Consider the following 20,821-nt stretch of genomic DNA (forward strand, 5'->3'; position numbering starts at 1 on the left):
GTGACAAATCTTGCTACGAACGCGGAAAGCCCGGCGTCGGTGGCGGTGCGCGACGAGGCTGTCGCCGCCGCGCGGGCCGCGGCCGTGGCTTCGGGCGTCGAAATCCGCGAACTGACCGAGATCGCCGAGCTGGCCGCGGTGGTCGGCCTGTTCGAGTCGATCTGGCGGTCCGGGCCGGGCGGCAGGCCGGTGAGCACGGAACTGCTTCGCGCGATGTCCACGGCCGGGAACTACGTCGCGGGCGCATTCGCGAACGGAGAACTGCTGGGTGCCTGTTTCGGTTTCTTCGGGAACCCCGGAAAGGCGAGCCTGCACAGCCATATCGCCGGCGTCGCCAAGGCGGGGGCGGGCCGCGGGATCGGGCACGCGCTGAAGCTGCACCAGCGCGGGTGGGCACTGTCGCAGGACGTCTCGATGATCACCTGGACGTTCGACCCGCTGGTGCGGCGCAACGCCTACTTCAACCTGGGCAAACTCGGCGCACACCCGATCGGTTACCTGCCCGACTTCTACGGGCCGATGGAGGACGACATCAACGGTTCGGGCGACACCGACCGGCTGATGGTCGGCTGGGATCTCCGGAGCCCGGCGGTCCGCGCCGCCGCCTTCGGCGAACCGGTCCTGATCGACGCGGAAGCGCTGGGCGTGGCGAAGGCGCTCTCCGTCGACTCCGACGGCGGACCGAGCATCGGATCCGCGGACGGGGCGACCGTGCTCGTCGCGGTCCCGCCCGACATCGAACGGTTGCGCCGCACCGATCCCGGTCGCGGCGACGCGTGGCGCGTCGCGCTGCGCGAAGTCCTCGGCGGACTGATGGCGGACAACGCCAGGGTCGCCGGTTTCGATCGTGCCGGCTGGTACGTGATCTCCAAGGAGCAGTCGTGAAACTCAGCGGTGTGGAACTGCGCCGGGTCCGGATGCCGCTCGTGGCCCCGTTCCGGACGTCGTTCGGAACGCAGTCCGAACGGGAACTGCTGCTGGTCCGCGCGGTGACCCCGGTGGGCGAGGGCTGGGGCGAATGCGTCGCGATGGAGGCGCCGCTCTACTCGTCGGAGTACAACGACGCCGCCGAGCACGTGCTGCGGAACCATCTGATCCCCGCCCTGCTGGCGGCCGAGGACGTGACCGCGCACAAGGTGACGCCGTTGCTGGCGAAGTTCAAGGGGCACCGGATGGCGAAGGGCGCGCTGGAGATGGCGGTCCTCGACGCCGAACTCCGCGCGCACGACCGGTCCTTCGCGGCCGAGCTGGGGTCCACTCGCGACTCCGTGGCCTGCGGGGTCTCGGTCGGGATCATGGACTCGATCCCGCACCTGCTCGACGTCGTCGGCGGCTACCTCGACGAGGGCTACGTCCGGATCAAGCTGAAGATCGAACCCGGCTGGGACGTCGAGCCGGTCCGGCAGGTGCGTGAGCGCTTCGGTGACGACGTGCTGCTGCAGGTGGACGCGAACACCGCGTACACGCTGGGCGACGCGCCCCTGCTGTCCCGGCTCGACCCGTTCGACCTGCTGCTGATCGAGCAGCCGCTCGAAGAAGAGGACGTGCTCGGCCACGCCGAACTGGCCAAGCGGATCCGGACGCCGATCTGCCTCGACGAGTCGATCGTCTCGGCCAAGGCCGCCGTGGACGCGATCAAGCTCGGCGCCTGCCAGATCGTCAACATCAAACCGGGCCGGGTCGGCGGTTACCTCGAAGCCCGCCGGGTGCACGACGTCTGCGCGGCGCACGGGATCGCGGTGTGGTGCGGCGGGATGATCGAGACCGGGCTCGGCCGGGCGGCCAACGTCGCACTCGCCTCGCTGCCCGGATTCACGTTGCCGGGGGACACCTCGGCGTCCGGCCGGTTCTATCGCACCGACATCACCGAGCCGTTCGTGCTCGACGCCGGGCACCTGCCGGTGCCGACCGGGCCGGGCCTCGGGGTGACTCCGATTCCGGATCTTCTGGACGAGGTCACCACGGAAAAAGCGTGGATCGGTTCGTAGCTTTCTACGAATTCCGGGGTTAGATTTGGTCGGATCGAACCGGTCGGTTCGGCGAGATCGGGTCTAACTTCGGGGGGTGCTGACACCGGTGCCCAGCAAGCCGCATACGAGTTTGGGGCGCGTCCTCGAAGACCTCGGGGACGTGCTCCTGGAACCGGTCGCGGTCGGCCGGACCACCCGCAAGCAGCTCGGCGGGGTGGTCATCCACGATCCGCACGACGAATCCGACATCCCTGGCGGTGCCGTCGTGCTCGGCGTCGGGGTGCGGGATCAGGACGAAGTCGTCCGCCTCCTGCACGACGTGGGTGCGAGGGGCGCGGCGGCGCTCGTCGTCCGCTCTCCCGTCACCCCGGCGCCGGAACTCCGGCGTGCCGCGGAGTCGTCCGGGGTAGCCCTGCTGGGGCTGGCGCGCGGTGCGTCCTGGGCGCAGCTCGCCGCCATGCTCAGGACGTTGCTCGCCGAGGAGGACGTCGGCGAGGTCTCGCCGCAGACCCTCGGTGGAATGCCTTCGGGTGATCTCTTCGCATTGGCCAACGCGATCGCCGCGCTCATCGACGCGCCGGTGACCATCGAGGATCGCAACAACCGGATCCTCGCGTTCTCCGGGCGCCAGGACGAAGCGGACCCGTCCCGGGTGGAAACGATCCTCGGCAGGCAGGTGCCGGAGCGGTTCGCCCGCGGCCTCGAAAGGGACGGCGTCTTCGAGAAGCTGTACCGAGACCATGCGCCCGTGTACGTCGATCCGCAGCGGTACGACGACAGTGCCATCGCGCTGCCCCGGGTGGCGCTCGCCGTCCGCGCCGGCGACGAGGTGCTCGGATCGATCTGGGCCGCGGTGCGGGAACCGCTCAGTGACGAGCGGACCCAGGCGCTGATCGACGCCGCGAAGCTCGTCGCGTTGCACCTGCTCCGGCTGCGCGCGGGCGCCGACGTCGAACGGCGGCTGCGCGCGGATCTGGTGAGCACGGCACTCGAAGGAGGCTCCGGCGCACCGGAGGCCATCGCCCGGCTCGGGTTGCTCGGCCAGCCTTTGATCGTGCTCGCCATGGGGCTGCTCGGCGCACCCGACCCCGAGGACGATCTCCGGCTGGTCGCGGACCGCCAGCGGGTCGCCGACGCGCTGGCCATGCACCTGAGCGCTGTCCAGCCTCGGTCGGCCGTCGCGCTGGTCGGCGACGTCGCATACGGCATCCTCCCGATGCCCGGCGGTCAGGCCGACTGCCAAGAGCGTTCGGTACGGGTCGCGTCGACCTTCCTGGAGCGGACGGGACGCCGGGCGGCCGCCGCGATCGGCATCGGACCGCTCGCGCTGGACGCCTCCGGTCTCCACGCCTCCCGCGACGGTGCGGACCGGGCGTTGCGCGTGCTGCTCACCAACGGCGGCGCGAAACGCGTCGCGACCGCCGAAGACGTCCATGTCGACGCGCTCATGCTGGAGCTGGCCGACCTCGCCGCGGCCAGGGGAGACGTCGCGACGGGACCGGTCGCGCGGTTGCTCGCCTACGACGCCCAGCACCAGTCACAACTGGTGCACACCCTCCGGTGCTGGCTGGACGCGTTCGGCGACATCGGAGCCGCGTCCGCGTCGGCCTACGTCCATCCGAACACCTTCCGCTACCGGTTGCGGCGCCTGGCCGAAGTCGGCGAGATCGACCTCGACGACGCGGGGGAGCGGTTCGCCGCGATGCTGCAATTGCGGCTGCTGCCCCGTGACGCGCGGACCGGGCCGCCGGGCGCCGAAGACTGACCTTCGGTCTCCCGGCCCGAAACGACGGCCGATTGTTCGTGTGATCGCACGAACTCCGCTCGGCGGCCGCGTTTCAGAATGAGTGATCGGCGCCACGCTCGCGCCGTTCTCCCTTTCTCTTCCGAAGATCCCGCGGAGGCGCCATGACGGCAGTGGTCAATGAGGACACCTGGACAGCACGGCGGATCAACCGGACCGCGCTCATCACCATGGTGGTGATGGTGTTCGCGTGGGCGGTCGACTACATCGACCGGTTCTCGATCGGGATGGCGCTGCCGATGATCGGCGCCGAGTTCGAGCTCAGCAAGACCGAACAGGGCTGGCTCGTCACCGTGTTCGCGCTGGTGTACATGGTCTGCCAGATCCCGGCGGGCTTCCTCGCCGACCGGTACGGCTCGCGGGGGCCGATGCTGGTCACGCTGCTGCTCTGGTCGGCGTTCACCGCGATGACCGGGATGGCGGGCACCTTCGGCATGCTGCTCGTCGTCCGCGGGCTTTTCGGTGTGTGCCAAGGGCTTTTCCCGGCAGCGTCGTTCAAGGCGATCGCCGAACGGACCACCCCAGGGAACCGCGCGACGGTGACCGGCGTGATGCTGTCCGCGGGCGGTATCGGTGCCGGCCTGGCACCGCTGATCGTCGGCCCGCTGCTGATGGCGGTCGGCTGGCGGCACACGTTCTTCTGGATGGCGGGGGTCGGCGCGCTCATCGGCGTGGCCGTGTGGACGATCCTGCCCAAGGCGCTGCCCGAAAGGCTGAGCAGCCTTCCGCGCGACGAGGTCAAAACCCCTGAGGTGTCCCGGAAACAGGTGCTGAAGTCCCCGGTGATCTGGAAGTTCACCCTGCTGTTCTGCGTCACCAACATGCTCAACTACGGGATGATCACCTGGGTACCCAGCTACCTGCTGGAGTCCAGGGGGTTGTCGTTGAGCCAGACCGGGGTACTGGCCGCGATCCCGATGCTGGTCAGCATCGGCACGACCATCCTCGGCGGCTGGCTGTTCGACCGGTACTTCCACGATCACGGCCGCTGGTACCTCGGCTCGATCGCGATGGTGACCGTGGTGCTGCTGACGTTGATGGTGAACGCGGACAGCACCACGGAGTTCACCGTCTACGAGACGCTCGCCCTCGCTGTCTTCGGCATGGCGACGATGGCCGTTTTCGGCCTGCCGCTGCGCGTACTGCCCACGGCGGTCACCGGGATCGGCATGGGGGTGATGAACTTCGGCGGTCAGGTGGCGGGCGCCGTCGCCCCGGTGGCGATGGGCTGGCTCGCCGACACTTTCTCCTACACCGCCGCGTTCGGTTTCCTCATCGGCACCACCTTCCTCACCGCCGTGATGGCGTTCTGGGTGCCGCAGAACCCGGCGCAGTTTTCGTTCGCTCCGGCGGAAACCCGCACCGGATCTTGACCCCGCTGCGGTCACTCGGCGCGTGTCGCGAGTCGGGACGGCGTTCACGCGCCTCGCTCTGCCCAGCTGCCACAGAAGGCGTTGCGAAAGCCACTTTCGCAACCTTCAACGTTGCGAAAGTGGCTTTCGCATCACGCGTCCCCAGCCCACTTCCCCTTGACCAGACAGGAGTCCCATGCGCACAGCGTCCGAAGTCCTCGAAACGATCAACGAACGAGCGAAGGCGGCAGGCGTCCGGGTCCGGCTGCACGCGGCCGAAATCGACGGCACCCGGCGGTTCGGGGTGGACGAGCAAGCCCCCGTCGTCACGGCGTCGGTCTTCAAGGTCCCGGTCGCGCTGGAACTGGCGAAGCAGGGCGCCGAGGGCGGGCTCGACCTCGGCGAGCGGATCACCGTCCCACCCGGACACCCCACGCCGAGCCCGTACGGCCTCGCCACGTTCCGGCATGAGATCTCGATGTCCTGGTACGACCTCGCGATCCTGATGATCGGCATCAGTGACAACGTCGCCACCGACCTGATCCTCGACCGCGTCGGGAAGGACTCGACGGAGAAAACCTTGCGCGGCCTCGGATTCGAGCACACCACCGTGTCACAGGACTGCGGAGAGACGCTCGGCGGCATCGGCGAGGACCTCGGGATCTCCTACGAGGACGACGAAAGGCTGCTGACCGAACTCCCGATGGAGCGGATCGCCTCGTTGCGCGCGCTCCAGCCGGAACACAGTTGTGCCACGACGGCCGAAGAGATCACCCGGCTGCTCGGAATGATCTGGCGCGACGAGGCCGCGTCGCCGACCGCGTGCGCGGACGTCCGGCGCTGGCTGGAGCTCCAGGTATGGCCGCACCGGCTCCGGTCCGGGTTCCCGGACGACGGGATCCGCGTCAGCGGCAAGACCGGGACGCTTCCGTCGGTGCGCAACGAGGTCGGCGTGGTCGAATATCCCGATGGCGGCCGGTATGCGGTGGGGGTTTTCACCGACGCCGTCGACGCGCGGTCACGCGTGCCGGAGCGGGACGCGTTCATCGGGTTCGCCGCGGCACAGGCCGTCGAATGGCTCAGGCTTTGCGCCGCGCGAGATGGCGCATGATCAGAAGGACGATGCACACGACCGCGACCGCGCCGGCGATCATGCGGAGGGTCCAGTCCAGTCCCGCGAACTGGCCGATCGAGTTGGTGGCCGCGCTGCCGAGGAGGACGAGCCAGAGGGAGGTGGTGATCAGTGCGCCGCCGCGCTTTTCGGTGTCGTTCATGAAGAAGACGCTACGGTTCGGCAGAGCGGGCGACCAGGGGAGTGGCCCCCGTCGCGAGGTGGTGCTGGCGCTACCCCGCCGAACGAAGGAGGAGTCTCAGCGTGGCGATCCAGCGGATGGACAACGTCCTCATCGTCGTCGAAGACCTTGACGCGGTCATCGCGTTCTTCGTCGAGCTAGGAATGGAGCTGGAGGGCAAGGGACCACTCGAGTGGCCGGGAGCGGAACGGGTCATCGGGCTCGAAGACGTCAGCCAGGACGTCGCGATGCTGCGGATCCCGGACGGTCCCGGCCGGATCGAGCTGGCGAAGTTCCATCGGCCGAAGGCCATCACGTCCGAGCCGAAGGACGCTCCGGCGAACACGCTGGGGATCCGTCGCGTCATGTTCGCGGTGGACGACATCGACGACGTCGTCGCCCGCCTGCGTGCCCACGGCGCGGAACTCGTGGGTGCGGTGGAACGGTACGAGGACATCTATCGGCTCTGCTACGTCCGGGGTCCCGAAGGCATCGTCGTCGGACTGGCGGAAGAACTCGGAAGCTAGTGAGTGGCTTGTCCGGTCCGTCAAGGCCTCCTTGAGGGACCCAGAGTCCCTCAAGGAGGCCTTCACGGACCGGTTTGGGATCAACCGCCGCCTAGGTGGATACCTATGACCTCAGCCCTTGCCGCCCAGGTAAGCCAGTACCGCCAAGACCCGCCGGTGCCCGCTGTCCTCCGGCAACCCGAGTTTCGCGAAGATGTTCCGGATGTGCTTGTGCACCGCGCCGTCGCTCACCACCAGCAGTTCGGCGATGGTCGTGTTGTTGTAGCCCTCCGCCATCAGTCCGAGGACCTCGCGTTCCCGCGCGGTCAGCCCTTCGAGGGGGTCGGTCGCCCGGCGGTGCGCCATCAGCTGGGTGATGACCTCGGGGTCCATGGCCGTCCCGCCCTTGACGACCCGGTCCAGCGCGTCGAGGAACTTCTCGACCTTCCCGACCCGCTCCTTGAGCAGGTACCCGACGGCGCCCTTGCCGTCGGCGAGGAGTTCCGCCGCGTAGCCGGTTTCGACGTGCGCGGACAGCACGAGCACGGGCAGCCCGGGATACATCTTCCGCGCTTTGACGGCGGCGCGGAGACCTTCGTCCGTGTGGGTCGGCGGCAGCCGGACGTCGGTGATGACCGCGTCGGGCCGGTCCTTGGTGACCAGTTCGAGGAACTCGTCCACGTCGTCCACGGCCGCGGCGACGTCGATGCCCGAGGTGTTGAGCAGCATGACCAGGCCTTCGCGCAGCAGCGCGTCGTCCTCGACGATCACGACCCGCATGGCAACTCCACTTTCAGTACGGTCGGCCCACCGGCGGGGCTGGACAGTTTCAAGGTCCCGTCGAACGCCTCGGCCCGTTTGCGGATCCCGGACAGGCCGCTGCCCGCGGCTTCGTCGGCGCCGCCGTGGCCGTCGTCGCGGATCTCGATGAGCAGGGTGTCGGCGGTACCGTCCAGGGTGATCCAGGCCTCTTCGGCGCCGGAATGTTTGGTGATGTTGGCCAGCATCTCGGCGACCACGAAGTAGGCGGCCGCTTCGACGGCGGCGGGACGGCGGCTGCGGGTGCGAACGTCCACTGTGCACGGAACCGGGCAGCGATCGGCCAGCGCGGTGACCGCGCCGTCGAGGCCGCGGTCGGTCAGCAGCGGCGGATGGATGCTGCGCACGACGGTCCGGAGTTCGGCCAGTGCACCGGTCGCGGTGTCCTGTGCCTTGCCGAGCAGTTCCCTCGCCCGCTGCGGATCCTTGTCGAAAAGCGAATCCGCGATCCCCAACTGCAGGACCACGGCGGCGATCCTCGCCTGTGTCCCGTCGTGCAGGTCCCGTTCGAGACGACGGAGTTCGGCGCCGTGCGCTTCCAGCGCGGCAGCACGCGACGCGGCCAGTTCGACGACGCGGTCGGTCAGCACGACGCCTGGTGCGGGCGCGAGCAAACGGCGCGCGATGGAGGCCTGCCATCGGGCGACGCGCGGGAACACGAAGATCAGCGCGATCATGCCTGCGCCGGTGATCGCGCTGAGCGCCGCCAGCGGCCACGACGTGACCATGAACCCGAGTGAGCTTTCCACCCCGCCGGGCACCGTCGGCCAGACGAACGCCGTGACGATCTGCCGGAGCCCGCCGAGCGGCAGCGAGATGGCGAAGATGCCGATGACGAAACCGGTGGCACCGTGGAAGCCGAGCCAGCCCAGATCCCGCCGCGAGGCGGGGTCGGTCACCGGGTTCCCGGAGCGGTACGGCTCAGGGATCGGCTCACCCAGCAGGCGCGCGGCCCGCCGTCGTTCGAAGTTGACCGGACGGCGGATCAGCTGGAGCGCGACGGGCAACGCCGGGATCCCGACGCCGAACGGGCACATCAGCAGCACGAACAGCATGCCGACGAGGACGAACCAGGCGAACATGGAGGAGGCCGCGCCGACCGCCAGGTACCGGATCGCGGACCAACAGGACTGGAGCCGCGTGATCACCGGGACAGTCTCCCATCCCGCCGGTCACGGCTCTCAGCCCGTGGTGCGTGAAGTCCTTTGCGATACTCGGGGCATGATCTTGATCGTCCTCAAAGCACGGATCCGTCCCGAGAAGCGAACCGAGTGGCTGGCCGGTATCGAGCGCTACACGCAGCAGGTGCGCAGCGAACCCGGCAACGTCTCGTTCGACTACTACCAGAACGCCGGTGACGAGCACGAATTCGTCCTCGTCGAGGTGTTCGCCGACAGCGCCGCCGGTGACGCGCACGTCGCGACGCAGCACGCGCAGGACTTCTTCCCGTTCATGTCGACCGTCGTCGCGGAGAAGCCCCGGATCAACTACCAGAACCTCGACGGCGACGCCTGGTCGGAGATGGCCGAGGTCACGCCGGTCGACTAGGCGGTGTCCTGGCGGTGCGGTCGATGATGTCGGCCAGCGTCGCCGCGGCTTCTTCGGGGATCCAGTGGCTGACGCCGGTCAGGACTTCGAGCCGGTAGGCGGCGTCGACGTACTGGCCGGCGAGTTCGGCACTTCGCCGGGACAGTGCGGTGTCGCCGTCGCTCCAGACGTGCGCGGTCGGCACGGTGACCCGGGTGCGGAGGGCAGCCGGGTGCTGGAAGGGCATCGCGCGGTACCAGTTCAGCCCGCCGGTGAGGGCTCCACCGCGGACGATGTCCCGGCGGACCTGCTCGATCTGGGCTGGGGTCATCCCGGTGCCGGTCAGCGTGCGGTCCAGCACGCGTGGCAGGCGCCGGAGGACGAATTCCGGCAGCCAGGGCAGCTGGAACAGGAACATGTAGTACGACCGGGCGAGCTGGTCGCTGGTGAGCATCGCGCGCAGGAACGCTCCGGGATGCGGGACCGACACGGTGGTCAGCGACCTGACCAGGTCCGGTCGTCGTGCCGCCGTCGACCAGGCGGCGACGGCACCCCAGTCGTGTCCGACGAGGTGGACCGGCCCCGAGCCGAGGGTCTCGATGAGAGCGACGGTGTCGGCCACGAGACGGCCGGACCGGTAGGCGAACCGGCCTCGCGGCCGGGCACGGGGTGAGTAGCCGCGCTGGTCGGGCACGATCGTGCGGTATCCCCGCTGGTGGAGCTGGGCCGCGGTGTCGGTCCAGGAGGCGCCCGTCTGTGGGAAACCGTGCAGCAGGACGACGACGGCGCCGTCGAGCGGGCCGGTGTCCCGGACGTCGAAGACGAGTCCGTCGTGGTCGAAGGTGGCGATGCGGCGGGCCGCGGTCATGGGCGGATCTCCCCTTCTTTCGTGGACTTCCTCTATATGTTACCTTGAGTAACAGTGAATCGCGGTAACAGGTAGCCGCGCACTCTGTCGACGTCGTCAGGGAGGTCCGTATGACCAGCACCGATGTGCCACGCGCCGCGGCAACGGCCGGGGCAGGCCGCCACGAGACCGCGCAGCGGCTCCTCGATTCGTCCGCGATGCTGTCCTACGACCCCGCCACCGAAGTGGACTGGGAGACGCCGCTGGACAAGAACTTCCACGGCGCCAGCCCGGAGTGGAGCACGCTCTACGGCACGAGCTACTGGGCCGAGATGAGCACGGAGCAGCAGAAGGAACTCACGCGCCAGGAAGCCGCTTCGGTCGCGAGCACCGGCATCTGGTTCGAGATGATCCTGCAGCAGATGGTGCTCCGCGACTTCTACGCCAAGGACCCGACCGACCCGGCGTTCCAGTGGGCGCTCACCGAGATCGCCGACGAATGCCGTCACTCGATCATGTTCGCCCGCGGCGCGGAGAAGCTCGGCGCACCCCCGTACCGTCCGCGCAAGCTCGCCGTCGAACTCGGCCGGATCTTCAAGGCGACGGCGACCGGCGAAGCGGCGTACGCGGCCATTCTCGTCGCCGAAGAGGTCCTCGACGTGATGCAGCGCGATTGGATGCGAGACGAGCGTGTGGTCCCGTTCGTGCGCACCATCAACAACATCCACGTGGTCGAAGAGTCCCGGCACATGAAGTTCGCCCGCGAGGAGACGCGGGAGCAGCTGGAGGGCGCGGGTTTCGTGCGCCGCCGGATCAACGCGCTGGTCATCGCCATCGCGTCGTACTTCATCGTCAGCAGCATGATCAATCGCGACGTCTACAAGAACGCTGGGCTCGACACCAAGCGCGCCTTGCGTGAGGCGAAGGCCAACGAGCACCACAAGGCGATGATGCGGTCGAGCTGTGCGGGCCTGATGGAGTTCCTCGGCTCGTGCGGGCTGCTCACCCGCCCCGCGCTGGTGTTCTACAAGCGGGCGAACCTGATCTGACATGGCCTTCGCGATCACCCAGACCTGCTGCAACGACGCCACCTGTGTGTCGGTCTGCCCGGTCAACTGCATCCACCCGACGCCGGACGAGCCCGACTTCGGCACCACCGAGATGCTCTACGTCGATCCGGCCTCCTGCATCGACTGCGGAGCCTGCGCGGACGCCTGCCCGGTGGACGCGATCTTCCCCGCGGACCTGCTGACCGGATCGCTCAAGGTCTACGCGGGCATCAACGCGGACTTCTACGCCGACCGGGAGACCGTCCCTTCGGCGGATCCGGCGCCGAACTTCCACCGGTGGGCCCCGCCGACGTTCGACCGGGCCATCCCGAGCGACTTCGCGCCGCCCGACATCGCCGTCGTCGGCACCGGCCCGGCCGGCATGTACGCCGTCGAGGACCTGCTCCTCCACACGAACGCGCGAGTCACCCTGATCGACCGGCTGCCGGTCGCGGGCGGCCTCGTCCGCTACGGCGTCGCCCCGGACCACCCCGCCACGAAGCGGATCGGCGAGACGTTCTCGCGTCTCCACGAGCATCCGCGGCTGCGGATGCGCCTGGGCACCGAGGTCGGCCGTGACGTGTCCGTGGACGAGCTCGCCGAGCGCCACGACGCGGTCGTTTACGCGGTGGGTGCCTCGTCCGCCCGCGGTCTCGGTCTCGAGGGCGAAGAACTGCCCGGCAGCATCGCCGCGACCACCGTCGTCGCCTGGTACAACGGTCATCCGGACGTGCCCGCGAACGCGGTGGACCTGTCCGCGGAACGGGTCGTGCTGGTCGGCACCGGGAACGTCGCGCTCGACGTCGCCCGGATCCTGACCGCGGACCCCGGCGACCTCGCCGGGACCACGATCGCCCCGCACGCGCTGGAACGGTTGCGCGGCAGCAAGATCCGGGAAGTCGTGCTGCTCGCCCGGCGCGGGCCGGAGGACGCCGCCTACACCTCACCGGAGCTGCTGGCGCTGGCGGGGCGCGCCGACGTGCCGCTCGTCGTCGACGCCGCGGACCCGCGCACCACGACCGCGATCGACGCGGGCGCCGGAAAGGCGGCGCTGCTGCGCGAACTCGGCCGTGAGACCGTCGACTGGACGGCGCCGCCGGGCTCGGACGGACGCCGGATCGTCCTGCGCTTCCACTCCGCGCCCACCGGGATCATCGGCGACACCCAGGTGCGGGGCCTGCGCGTCACGGGCCCGGACGAATCGGTCGAAATCGCGGCGGGTCAGGTCGTGCGCGCGGTCGGCTATCGAGGCGTGCCGGTGCCGGGTCTTCCGTTCGACGACACCCGAGGCACGATCCCGAACACCGCCGGCCGGGTCGACGGACTGAGCGGCGCCTACGTGGTCGGCTGGATCAAACGCGGTCCCTCGGGTGGTATCGGCGCGAACCGCACTTGTGCGCGGGAGACCGTGGCGACCCTGCTGGAGGACATCACGTCCGGCAGGTTGCCGGTGCGGGAGCGACGGTCGCCAGTGGCCGCGCTGGCCGCACGGTTCCGGCGGCGCTGAGCTCCCTGGCGGTTTCGCGGGTGGGTTGCGAAAGCCACTTTCGCGACGTCTGATGTCCCGAAAGTGGCTTTCGCGACACGAGCACCAGGACTGAGCTACGGCGCGGCCACCCGGCGGTTCAGCATCACCGGCAGCGCACGATGCCCGTTGGAGATGAACGAGTCGAGGTGCCGCATCGCGTCGGGAGAGGTCGCGAGGGTCAGGTCCGGGAAGCGCGCGAACAAGGCCGGAAGGGCGATCGCGGCCTCCAGCCGGGCCAGCGGAGCGCCGATGCAGTAATGCGCGCCGTAGCCGAACGCGACGTGCGCTTTGTCGGCGCGGGTGACGTCGAACGCGTCGGCGTCGTCCCCGTGCACCGCCGGGTCGCGTCCGGCGGCGGCGTAACCCGCCAGAATCGCGTCGCCCTGCCGGATGACGACATCGGCGACGGTGATGTCCTCGACGGCGTAGCGCAGCGGCAGATTGGCCACGGGGGCTTGCCAGCGCAGCGTTTCCTCGATGGCGTCAGCCCAGGAGACCTTGCCGTCGCGGATCATGGCGAGCTGGCCGGGATGGGTCAGCAGGGCCGTGATGGCCTGGTCGAGGAGATTGACGGTGGTTTCGTGGCCCGCCGAAATGAACAGGATCAGGGTGTCGAGGAGTTCCGTTTCGTCCAGCCGGGCGCCGTCGTCCTGGGTGTGCGCGGCGATGAGTGCGGTGGTGAGGTCCTCGCCGGGGTTCGTCCGCTTCTCGGCGACGAGTTCGGTGAAGATCGAGTGGATGTCCTGGTAGGCGGCCAGCATCGCCTCTTGGCTCGCCGAGGTGCGGAAGAAGACGTCGACGGAATGGCGCAGTCTGCCGCGCGCGGAGTCCGGTACGCCGAACAGGTGGCAGATCACTTCTATGGGCACCGGGTAGGCGAAATTCTCCCGCAGGTCAACGGGTTCGCCTTCGGGCAGGGCTTCGAGGCCGGTCAGCAGGCCATCGACGATCCGGGTGATCCACGGTTCCAGCGTGGCGATCCGGCGGGCCGTGAAAGCCTGTGTGACGAGCGAACGCAGCCTTTTGTGGTCGGTGCCGTAGGCGGTGAACATGTTCCGCACCGAGACCCACACCAGCAACGGCCAGTCCGCGCTGACCTCGGCCAGCGCCGGCCAGTGCTGACGCGCGTCTTTGGACACGCGCGGGTCGCTGAGCAGGTCGCGCAGCAGTTCATGACTCGTGACCGACCAGGCCACCACGCCGCCCGGTAACTCCACCCGGGTGATCGGGCCACGCTCGCGCAAGCGCTCGTTCTCGGCGTGGATGTCGTGGCCGTGCGGATCCAGCACCAGGGGACGCGTCACCGGGGATCACCCTTTCTCGGCGGAGCGGACCGAATCCACCCTGCCAGCGGAGCGGTCGCCCGGCTATTCGCCATTCGGTGACGAGTTGCGCTCAGTACAGCTCGATGACGAGCCTGTCGGTGAGCGCGCGCGAGACGCAAAGCGCCATCTGGCTTTCGCGATCGGCGGCGGTCAGGCAGTTGTCCCGATGGTCCGGGGTGCCCTCCAGCACGCCGGACACGCACGAGCCGCAAATGCCCTCCTCGCAGGACTTGAAGACCTCGATGCCGTTGTCCTCGAGGACCGACAGGATGGATTTCCCGGCCGGTACCTCGAATTCCTCACCGGTGTCGAGTTCGACGGTGAGCGGGCGGTCGGCCGACGTGTCCACCTCGGTGGCTTCGAAATGCTCGACGTGCACGTGGTCCGCGCCGACGACCGGACCGAGCACGTCGCCGACCTGCCGCATGAAACCGTCCGGGCCACAGGTGTAGACGTGGACCGACGGCGTCAGGTCTTCGGCGATCGCCCGCAGGACGGCGGGATGCCCGGCGCGGGGAACGCCGAAATGAGTCCGCACCCGGTCGGCGAACTCCACCTGTTCTTCCAGCAACCGCACGAATGCCGCGGTTTCGCGGGAGCGGGCGAAATAGTGCAGCTCGAATTCACTGCCCCGGCCGTGGAGCTCGTAGGCCATCGACAGCAGCGGAGTGATGCCGATACCGCCTGCGACGAGGACGTGCCGGTCCGCGTCTTCGGCGACCTTCAGCAGATTGCGTGGTTTACCGATCTTCAGGTGATCACCGACCGAAACCTCGTGCAGGGCCAAGGATCCGCCGCGCGAGTCCGGTTCCCGTTTGACGGCGATGAGGATCGAACGCGGGTCGTCGGGGGTGCCGCACAGCGAATACTGCCGCAGCACCCCCGTCGGCCCGACCACGTCGACGTGCGCCCCCGCCCGGTACCGGACCCGAAGTGGCTCGTCGTCTTGCCGGACCAGGCGCAGAGTACGGATTTCCGGCGTCTCTTCGGTGATTTCGACGACGCGGAAGAGAACGTTCGTCATCTGGGAGCCTCCTGGTCAGCGCATGAACAGGCCGCCGTTCGCGTCCCAGCAGGCGCCGGTGACGGAGGCGGCTTCGGGGGAGGCGAGCAACGCCACCATTTCGGCGATGAACGTCATGCTGCCCAGCCGGCCCACCGGGATCCCGGCCTTCAGCCGGTCGAGGTTCTCCTCGCCGACAAGACGATGGACCATGGGGCTGTCCTGCGGGCCGGGGGACACCGCGTTCACGGTGACACCCTTGGCGGCGAGCTCGCGGGCGAACACCTTGGTCGCCGTCAGGACCGCGCCTTTGGACGACGCGTAGTGCCCGCCGGTCGTGGTGCCGCCGTTCTGCCCCGCCAGGGAGGCCATGTTCACGATCCGGCCGTACCCGGTCTCGGCCATATGCGCGCCGAACAGCTGACAGGCGTGGAAGGTGCCGTTGAAGTTCGCCGTCATCACCTCGTCGAGTTCCTGCGGTGTGATCTCCAGCAACGGCCGCGCCTGCGTGCGGGCGGCGTTGTTCACCAGAACCTGGACCCCGCCGAAGTCACCGAGCACCGACGCGAGCAACTGGTCGATGTCGGGGCGGCTGGCGACGTCGACGCGATAACTCTGAGCGTGCGCCCCGGTCCGGTCCAGTTCGGTCGCGAGTCGCTTCGCGGCCGCTTCGTCGAGGTCGGCGATCGCCACCCGGTGGCCGCCGCCGTGCAGCCGCCGGACGATCTGCTCGCCGAGCCCGGTCGCCCCGCCGGTGATCACGGCGACCGGCGCGGGCCCGCTCACAGCAGGAATCCCGCGGCGGGAACGGCTTCCTCGGCGTCGACCAGCCGGACTACCTTGCGGGCGAAGCGATCCTCATCGCCGCTGGCGCCGAGGCGGACGACGTAATCGACGTCCGCGGCCCAGAGGTCGTGGCGGCCGCGCTTGTACGCCACGATGATCTGGGCGGCCTTGAGCGTGACCGACCGGTCGTCGACCTCGGCGGGGACGAAGCGCGAGACGGTCCGCACGGTGATCGCCGAGTCGACCGCGGCGAGCGCGTAGCCTTCGGTCATCCGCCGCACGCGCAGCCCTCGCATCCGGGCGTCGTCGTGGACCATGTTGAGGACGTCGTCGAAGTCCTCGGCGTCGCGCTCGATCGGGATGATGTACATCCCGTCGTCGGCGTAAAGCCGTTGCCAGGACTCGTAGTCCTTGGCGTCCAGCAACGCGGCCTCACGCCAGGCCAGCTCGATCGCGCGGACCACCCGCGGATCGGTGAGGGTCTCAGTCATCGCTCATCATCCGCTTCCATTGGGCGTACGCCGCCCGCATTCCGGTCTCGTCGGTGACGTGGCTGGTCGGCCAGCCTTCGGCGGAGGGCTTTTCGCGGCCGAGACCGCGGTTGACCATGATCGGCATCTCGGGCGCGCCCTGGGCGCCGCGCTGGACCCGGTCCCAGCCCTCGGAGTCGTCCGGCGTGCCGAAACCGAACGGACCCTGGAAATGCTCGTGTGCGCGCAGCCGCTCCCGGTTGACCGGGCCGACGATCTCGGGTGGGCCGTCACTGCCGAGCGCGACGTGTTCGATGACGGTCTCGTCGACGCTGATCGGCCGCAGTACCCGGAAGAACGAGATCGACATCGACACGTTGGGGAACAGGTTGAGGTTGAACCCGGTCCCGTGCACGGCACGGACGAGCTTCCGGACTTCGGCTTCGTCCGCTCCGGCGGCTTCCAGTTGAGCGACCAGTCCGTCGAACCGGGGCTGGAGCGGCTCGCTGCCGTCGTCCGCCTCGAGATCGGAGTGCTCGGGGACCATCTGCATCACCGAGTGGCCGTTGCCCAGGTCGTGGGTGACCGCCGTCGGATCGGTCATGAACGACATCATCTCGGCGGTTTCGGCGTCGACCGAGGCCATCCAGGAACGGTGCACGATGGGGAAGTGGTACCCGTCGGTGGTGTTCTCCAGCTGGATCTTCCAGTTGCCCCGGTAGGTGAACCGGTGGGTGCCGAGCACCTTCACCGGGTAACCGCCGCCCTGCGCCATGAAGCGATCGATCCACAGTTTGACGTCACCGAGGAAGTCGGCCAGCGGATCGGCCTCGGCGTTCAGGGTCGCGAAGATCATCCCGCCGTACGACTCGGTGCGCAGGGTCTTCAGCCCGAGATCGGCCTTGTCCATGACGCCCTCGTACCCGTCGGGGTACGGGATGCCGCGCAGTTTGCCGTCCAGGCCGTAGGACCAGGCGTGGTACGGACAGGTGAATCCGTTGGCGTGGCCCGTTTTCTTCTCGCAGAGCGACGCACCCCGGTGGCGGCATCGGTTCACGAGCGTGCGGATCTCGCCCTTGCGGTCCTTGGTCACGATGACCGGATGCCGTCCGACGTGGGTCGATTTGAAGCTGCCCGCCTTGGGCAGTTCCGATTCGTGCGCGACCCAGATCCAGGACCGCTCGAAGATCTTCGTCATCTCCTGGTCGAAGATCGCCGGATCGGTGTACATCCGGCCGGCGACGCGGTCGCCGAGGACGAGGTCCGCGGGCGGCAGGTCGTGCACGGTCGCTGCGGTGAACGCTGTGCTCTCGGTGGCCATCGCGATCAGCCCCGGTATTCGCGCGGAGTGAGGGCGCGGCCGATACGCGCTTCGATCTTGGCGTACTTCCACAGCTTCCACGGGCTGTCACCGACCGGTGTGCTGCGCAGGAAGTCGCATGCCTGCTTGACGGTTTCCTGCGTGTCGACGTCGCAGAGCAGGTAACACGTCCACGGCCAGCCGTCGGACGGGCCGACCATATGCGAGTCGTCGTCGATGTCGCCGATGAAGTCCACGCCGGGCAGGCCCTTGATGCCGTCCATCAGCGCGACGAAAGCGGTCCAGACGTCGCCCGCGGCGACGCCGCCTTCGGGCAGGTCGAAGAAGTTCTGGTTGATACCGATGCAGAACAGCACGCGCAGCGGGGTATCGCTCATGGTGGTGGTCCAACTCCTCGTCGGTCGGTGGTGGTCACTGGAAGCCGGGAACGGTGGGCGGATGCCCCATCAGCACGGCACCCGCGGCGTCGTACATGGCCGGACCCAGGAAGGCGTGCTGTTGCGGGACGAGGGCGTCGCCGAGCAGCCACTGCAGCGGGTGGCCGGTGGCGATGGCGCCGGTACCGGACAGGCCGATGACCCGGTTGACGGTCTCCGCGGCGGTCTTGGCGAGGTGCGTCGAGGCGAGGCGGAGATGCGCGTTCTGCTCCGGCGTCACGGGGTCGCCGTCCAGCACGGTCTGCCACGCTTTGTCGGTGACCTCGTAGAAGTACGCGCGCGCCGAACGCATCGTCGCCTCGGCCTCGGCAAGGCCCGTCCGGTAGTAGGCGCGGTCGGCGAGTTTCGGCGCGCCCGTGACACCCGAACGGCCGCTGCCGACCTCGGTCGCGAAGTCGAGCGCCGCGCGCGCGACCCCCGCGCCCACGACCGCCAGGACCTGGGAGGCGTAGGCGAGGGTGGGGTAGCGGTACAGCGGCTCGTCGATCGTGGGCTCACCGCCGCGGATGAACGTCCACTCGCGGGGAACCTCGATCTTGTCGACGACCAGGTCGAAGGAACCGGTGCCCTTCATCCCGACGACGTCCCACTCCTGGATGATCTCGACCTGCTCGGGCCGCAGGAGCGCGGTGCGCGGCTTTCCGGCGGTCGTGTCGTCCCCGGGGATCCCGACGCCCAGGACGTCCGCGCCCATGCAGCCGCTCGCGAACTTCCAGCGGCCGTCGACGAGAAAGCCGGACGCGGTGGGTTCGGCCCGCTGCACGGGGAAGAGACCGCCGGCGAAGCACACGTCCGGCCCGTCGGCGTACAGCTCGGCCTGCGTCTCGACGGGCAACGCCGCGAGATAGACCAGCGCGGAACCGAAGCTGGCCACCCAGCCGGTGGAGCCGTCGACGACGGAGATCCGCTCCACGATCCGGAGGAAGTCGGCAGGGGGAAGAGGCGCACCGCCGAACCGTTCGGGTGTCGCGGAGCGATAGATGCCCGCTTCCTTGAGCCGGGAGACGAAGTCACGGGACACATACCGCTGGTCGCGGAACTCCTGACGGCGGTCGAGGAGTTCGGCCAGGACATCCTCGAGCGTCGTGGCCGGGCTCTCCTGGATCTGGGCCATCTGGCGCTCCTCGCGTCGTAGGGAAGATGTCTCCGACGCTAGGGATCACCGCCGCGCGTGGCCATTGGTCATTGCCTGCCGGCGGCGGGGGATTCCCACGCAGGGCGGTAGGGGAAATCCTTACCCGGGGGTCCGGCGGCGAACTCCTATGCTGAGGCCGTGCAGGTCGATCCGATCGCGCCCGAGCCGGCCACCGGCGACTTCGTGGCGATGATGAACGCCTCGAAGGTGTGCGTACTCGTCCACGACGCGGCGACCAAGAACATCCTGTGGGCCAATCCCGCCGCGTGCGAGATGCTCGAGTTCAGCCTTTCGGAGCTGCGCCCGCTCAAGGCCGACCACATGAGCAGTTCCGCGCAGCAGTACGACCGCGTCATCGGGCGTGCCTGGCTCCAGGCCGCGGTGGACCACGGTTCGAGCCGCATCGTGTGGCACTACCGGAGCAAATCCGGCCGCGTCATCCCCACCGACGCGGTGGCCATCCGGGTCGAGCTGGAGCGGGGACCCGCGGTGATGGTCCAGTTCCGCGACATCCAGCGCGCCGAGGAGGTCGAACGGGAGCTGAAGCTGACGACGTCGTACGTCGACGCGCTCGCGCGGCACACCTCGACCGTGGCGTTCATGCTCGACGCGGCCGGAGCGGTGCGGTTCGCCACGGACAGCGCGCTGACCTTCCTCGGCCTGACCGGCGACGACGATCGGCCGGCCGGAGAGCCGCTGACCGCGTACGCGCGGCTGTATCTGGGCGGCAGGCCGGTGCGCTGGACCGAGGTGGTCGCGGGCGCGGATCCGGTCGGGCCGGTGCAGCTGGAGTTGCCGGGCGAGAACGCGACCTGGCTGGAGGGGAGCCTGGAGCGGCTGTCGGAGTCCGAGGTCGACGCGTATCTGATGATCCTGCACGACGTTTCCGAGCGGGTGCGCGGCGAAGTGCGGCGTGAGCTGGAACTGCGGCACGAGAACTACCTGGCACGCTACAACGCCATGGGGGACATGGCGATGGCCATCGCGCACGAACTCGGCCAGCCGCTGGCCGCCGCCGCGAACTTCATCGCGGGAATCCGCGCGCGTGCCGCCACGATGGCGACCGGCGGCGACGTCCGGGAGCAGATGGGCTACGGCCTGGACAGCGTCGCCCGCCAGATCGACCGGGCGAAGGAGATCGTCGGTTCACTGCGGTCCTTCGTCGGGCATCTGGAACAGGTCGAGCAGATGGTCGACCTGAACGAGATCGTCCGGGAGTGCCTGTACTTCATCGAGCTGAGCGCCTCGCCGCACGCCGTGGACGTCCAGCTACGGCTCGATCCGGCGCCCGTGCCGGTGCGGTGCGAACGCGTCCTCACCGGTCAGGTGGTGATGAACCTGTGCCTCAACGCGATCGACGAGACCGCGGAATGCGAACCCGTGCGACGGCGGATCACGGTGGGCACCCGCGCCAAGGAGGGCGTCGGCGTCCTCACCGTCGACGATCACGGCCGCGGTATCGCCAGGGACCCGTTCGCCGAGTCGTTCACCAGCAAACCCGGCGGCAGCGGTATCGGGCTGGCGCTGAGCCATCGCATCATCACCCGGCAACACGGAAGCATCTGGGCCGAGCGGCGTGAAGGCGGTGGCTCCCGGTTCGGGTTCGCCCTGCCGCTGGCCACGTAAGGGAAATCCTCAGGCGGCGCGGTG

21 protein-coding genes are annotated in these 20,821 nt (G+C 68.9%); 10 read left to right on the forward strand and 11 right to left on the reverse strand.

Annotated features, from left to right (window positions below; all coding sequences use genetic code 11):
- The 5 genes from CVV72_RS07070 (at nucleotide 1) to CVV72_RS07090 (ending at nucleotide 6,237) form a co-directional block, all read left to right on the forward strand.
- Nucleotides 1-885 (forward strand): GNAT family N-acetyltransferase, encoded by an 885-nt coding sequence (locus CVV72_RS07070; RefSeq protein ID WP_219151603.1) that lies wholly within the window; start codon nucleotides 1-3, stop codon nucleotides 883-885.
- Nucleotides 882-1,988, forward strand: a complete 1,107-nt coding sequence (gene menC, locus CVV72_RS07075) for an o-succinylbenzoate synthase (protein WP_219151604.1) — start codon at nucleotides 882-884, stop codon at nucleotides 1,986-1,988. The genes CVV72_RS07070 and menC overlap by 4 nt, the downstream gene beginning before the upstream one ends.
- Nucleotides 1,989-2,064: 76 nt before the next feature.
- The gene (locus CVV72_RS07080) at nucleotides 2,065-3,735 is read left to right on the forward strand and encodes a CdaR family transcriptional regulator (protein WP_219151605.1); all 1,671 of its coding nucleotides are present in this window, start codon (nucleotides 2,065-2,067) and stop codon (nucleotides 3,733-3,735) included.
- A 143-nt stretch (nucleotides 3,736-3,878) separates the two neighbouring features.
- Nucleotides 3,879-5,147 carry an MFS transporter gene (locus CVV72_RS07085; RefSeq protein WP_219151606.1) on the forward strand — a complete coding sequence of 423 codons (1,269 nt, stop codon included), beginning with the start codon at nucleotides 3,879-3,881 and terminating at the stop codon, nucleotides 5,145-5,147.
- A gap of 175 nt (nucleotides 5,148-5,322) precedes the next feature.
- Nucleotides 5,323-6,237 carry a serine hydrolase gene (locus tag CVV72_RS07090; RefSeq protein WP_219151607.1) on the forward strand — a complete coding sequence of 305 codons (915 nt, stop codon included), beginning with the start codon at nucleotides 5,323-5,325 and terminating at the stop codon, nucleotides 6,235-6,237.
- On the opposite strand, the gene CVV72_RS07095 is transcribed toward CVV72_RS07090, so the two are convergent.
- A complete protein-coding gene (locus tag CVV72_RS07095) occupies nucleotides 6,206-6,400 on the reverse strand; it encodes a hypothetical protein (RefSeq protein ID WP_219151608.1) in 195 nt (64 codons plus the stop codon). The genes CVV72_RS07090 and CVV72_RS07095 overlap by 32 nt on opposite strands.
- Nucleotides 6,401-6,501: 101 nt before the next feature.
- Here CVV72_RS07095 and CVV72_RS07100 point away from each other — a divergent pair, with 101 nt between their 5' ends.
- Nucleotides 6,502-6,945 (forward strand): VOC family protein, encoded by a 444-nt coding sequence (locus CVV72_RS07100; RefSeq protein ID WP_219151609.1) that lies wholly within the window; start codon nucleotides 6,502-6,504, stop codon nucleotides 6,943-6,945.
- 111 nt (nucleotides 6,946-7,056) lie between these two features.
- Here the strand turns inward: CVV72_RS07100 and CVV72_RS07105 are convergent, their stop codons facing one another.
- Nucleotides 7,057-7,704: a response regulator transcription factor gene (locus CVV72_RS07105; RefSeq protein WP_038512999.1), complete on the reverse strand. Its 648-nt coding sequence runs from the start codon at nucleotides 7,702-7,704 to the stop codon at nucleotides 7,057-7,059.
- Nucleotides 7,692-8,891, reverse strand: a complete 1,200-nt coding sequence (locus CVV72_RS07110; protein ID WP_219151610.1) for a sensor histidine kinase — start codon at nucleotides 8,889-8,891, stop codon at nucleotides 7,692-7,694. The genes CVV72_RS07105 and CVV72_RS07110 overlap by 13 nt, the downstream gene beginning before the upstream one ends.
- A gap of 73 nt (nucleotides 8,892-8,964) precedes the next feature.
- Between CVV72_RS07110 and CVV72_RS07115 the strand changes: the two genes are divergently transcribed.
- Nucleotides 8,965-9,291, forward strand: a complete 327-nt coding sequence (locus CVV72_RS07115; protein ID WP_219151611.1) for a putative quinol monooxygenase — start codon at nucleotides 8,965-8,967, stop codon at nucleotides 9,289-9,291.
- Here CVV72_RS07115 and CVV72_RS07120 read toward each other — a convergent pair.
- On the reverse strand, nucleotides 9,275-10,138 hold the full coding sequence (locus tag CVV72_RS07120; RefSeq protein WP_219151612.1) for an alpha/beta fold hydrolase: 864 nt from the start codon (nucleotides 10,136-10,138) through the stop codon (nucleotides 9,275-9,277). The two genes, CVV72_RS07115 and CVV72_RS07120, sit on opposite strands and share 17 nt — an antisense overlap.
- 110 nt (nucleotides 10,139-10,248) lie before the next feature.
- Between CVV72_RS07120 and CVV72_RS07125 the strand changes: the two genes are divergently transcribed.
- Together CVV72_RS07125 and CVV72_RS07130 are read left to right on the forward strand one after the other, a co-directional pair.
- A complete protein-coding gene (locus CVV72_RS07125; RefSeq protein WP_219151613.1) occupies nucleotides 10,249-11,166 on the forward strand; it encodes a diiron oxygenase in 918 nt (305 codons plus the stop codon).
- Nucleotide 11,167: 1 nt separating this feature from the next.
- A complete protein-coding gene (locus tag CVV72_RS07130) occupies nucleotides 11,168-12,673 on the forward strand; it encodes an FAD-dependent oxidoreductase (protein WP_219151614.1) in 1,506 nt (501 codons plus the stop codon).
- 95 nt (nucleotides 12,674-12,768) lie between these two features.
- On the opposite strand, the gene CVV72_RS07135 is transcribed toward CVV72_RS07130, so the two are convergent.
- From CVV72_RS07135 to CVV72_RS07165, 7 genes are all read right to left on the reverse strand, one after another.
- Nucleotides 12,769-13,998: a cytochrome P450 gene (locus CVV72_RS07135; protein ID WP_219151615.1), complete on the reverse strand. Its 1,230-nt coding sequence runs from the start codon at nucleotides 13,996-13,998 to the stop codon at nucleotides 12,769-12,771.
- A 91-nt stretch (nucleotides 13,999-14,089) separates the two neighbouring features.
- Nucleotides 14,090-15,043 carry a PDR/VanB family oxidoreductase gene (locus tag CVV72_RS07140; protein WP_219151616.1) on the reverse strand — a complete coding sequence of 318 codons (954 nt, stop codon included), beginning with the start codon at nucleotides 15,041-15,043 and terminating at the stop codon, nucleotides 14,090-14,092.
- A 15-nt stretch (nucleotides 15,044-15,058) separates the two neighbouring features.
- Nucleotides 15,059-15,808 carry an SDR family NAD(P)-dependent oxidoreductase gene (locus tag CVV72_RS07145; protein WP_219151617.1) on the reverse strand — a complete coding sequence of 250 codons (750 nt, stop codon included), beginning with the start codon at nucleotides 15,806-15,808 and terminating at the stop codon, nucleotides 15,059-15,061.
- Entirely contained in the window at nucleotides 15,805-16,299 is a 495-nt protein-coding gene (locus CVV72_RS07150) for an aromatic-ring-hydroxylating dioxygenase subunit beta (RefSeq protein WP_219151618.1), read from the reverse strand. Before CVV72_RS07150 ends, CVV72_RS07145 begins: the two co-directional genes overlap by 4 nt.
- Complete coding sequence (locus CVV72_RS07155; RefSeq protein ID WP_219151619.1) at nucleotides 16,292-17,599, reverse strand: Rieske 2Fe-2S domain-containing protein; 1,308 nt, start codon at nucleotides 17,597-17,599, stop codon at nucleotides 16,292-16,294. The genes CVV72_RS07150 and CVV72_RS07155 overlap by 8 nt, the downstream gene beginning before the upstream one ends.
- A gap of 5 nt (nucleotides 17,600-17,604) precedes the next feature.
- The gene (locus CVV72_RS07160) at nucleotides 17,605-17,976 is read right to left on the reverse strand and encodes a hypothetical protein (RefSeq protein ID WP_219151620.1); all 372 of its coding nucleotides are present in this window, start codon (nucleotides 17,974-17,976) and stop codon (nucleotides 17,605-17,607) included.
- 34 nt (nucleotides 17,977-18,010) lie between these two features.
- Complete coding sequence (locus CVV72_RS07165; RefSeq protein ID WP_219151621.1) at nucleotides 18,011-19,150, reverse strand: acyl-CoA dehydrogenase family protein; 1,140 nt, start codon at nucleotides 19,148-19,150, stop codon at nucleotides 18,011-18,013.
- A gap of 159 nt (nucleotides 19,151-19,309) precedes the next feature.
- On the opposite strand from CVV72_RS07165, the gene CVV72_RS07170 reads away from it, so the two are divergent.
- Nucleotides 19,310-20,797, forward strand: a complete 1,488-nt coding sequence (locus CVV72_RS07170) for a PAS domain-containing sensor histidine kinase (RefSeq protein WP_219151622.1) — start codon at nucleotides 19,310-19,312, stop codon at nucleotides 20,795-20,797.
- The last annotated feature ends 24 nt before the right edge of the window (nucleotides 20,798-20,821 follow it).

It is taken from the genome of Amycolatopsis sp. TNS106, assembly GCF_019330265.1.
Taxonomy (GTDB): domain Bacteria; phylum Actinomycetota; class Actinomycetes; order Mycobacteriales; family Pseudonocardiaceae; genus Amycolatopsis; species Amycolatopsis lurida.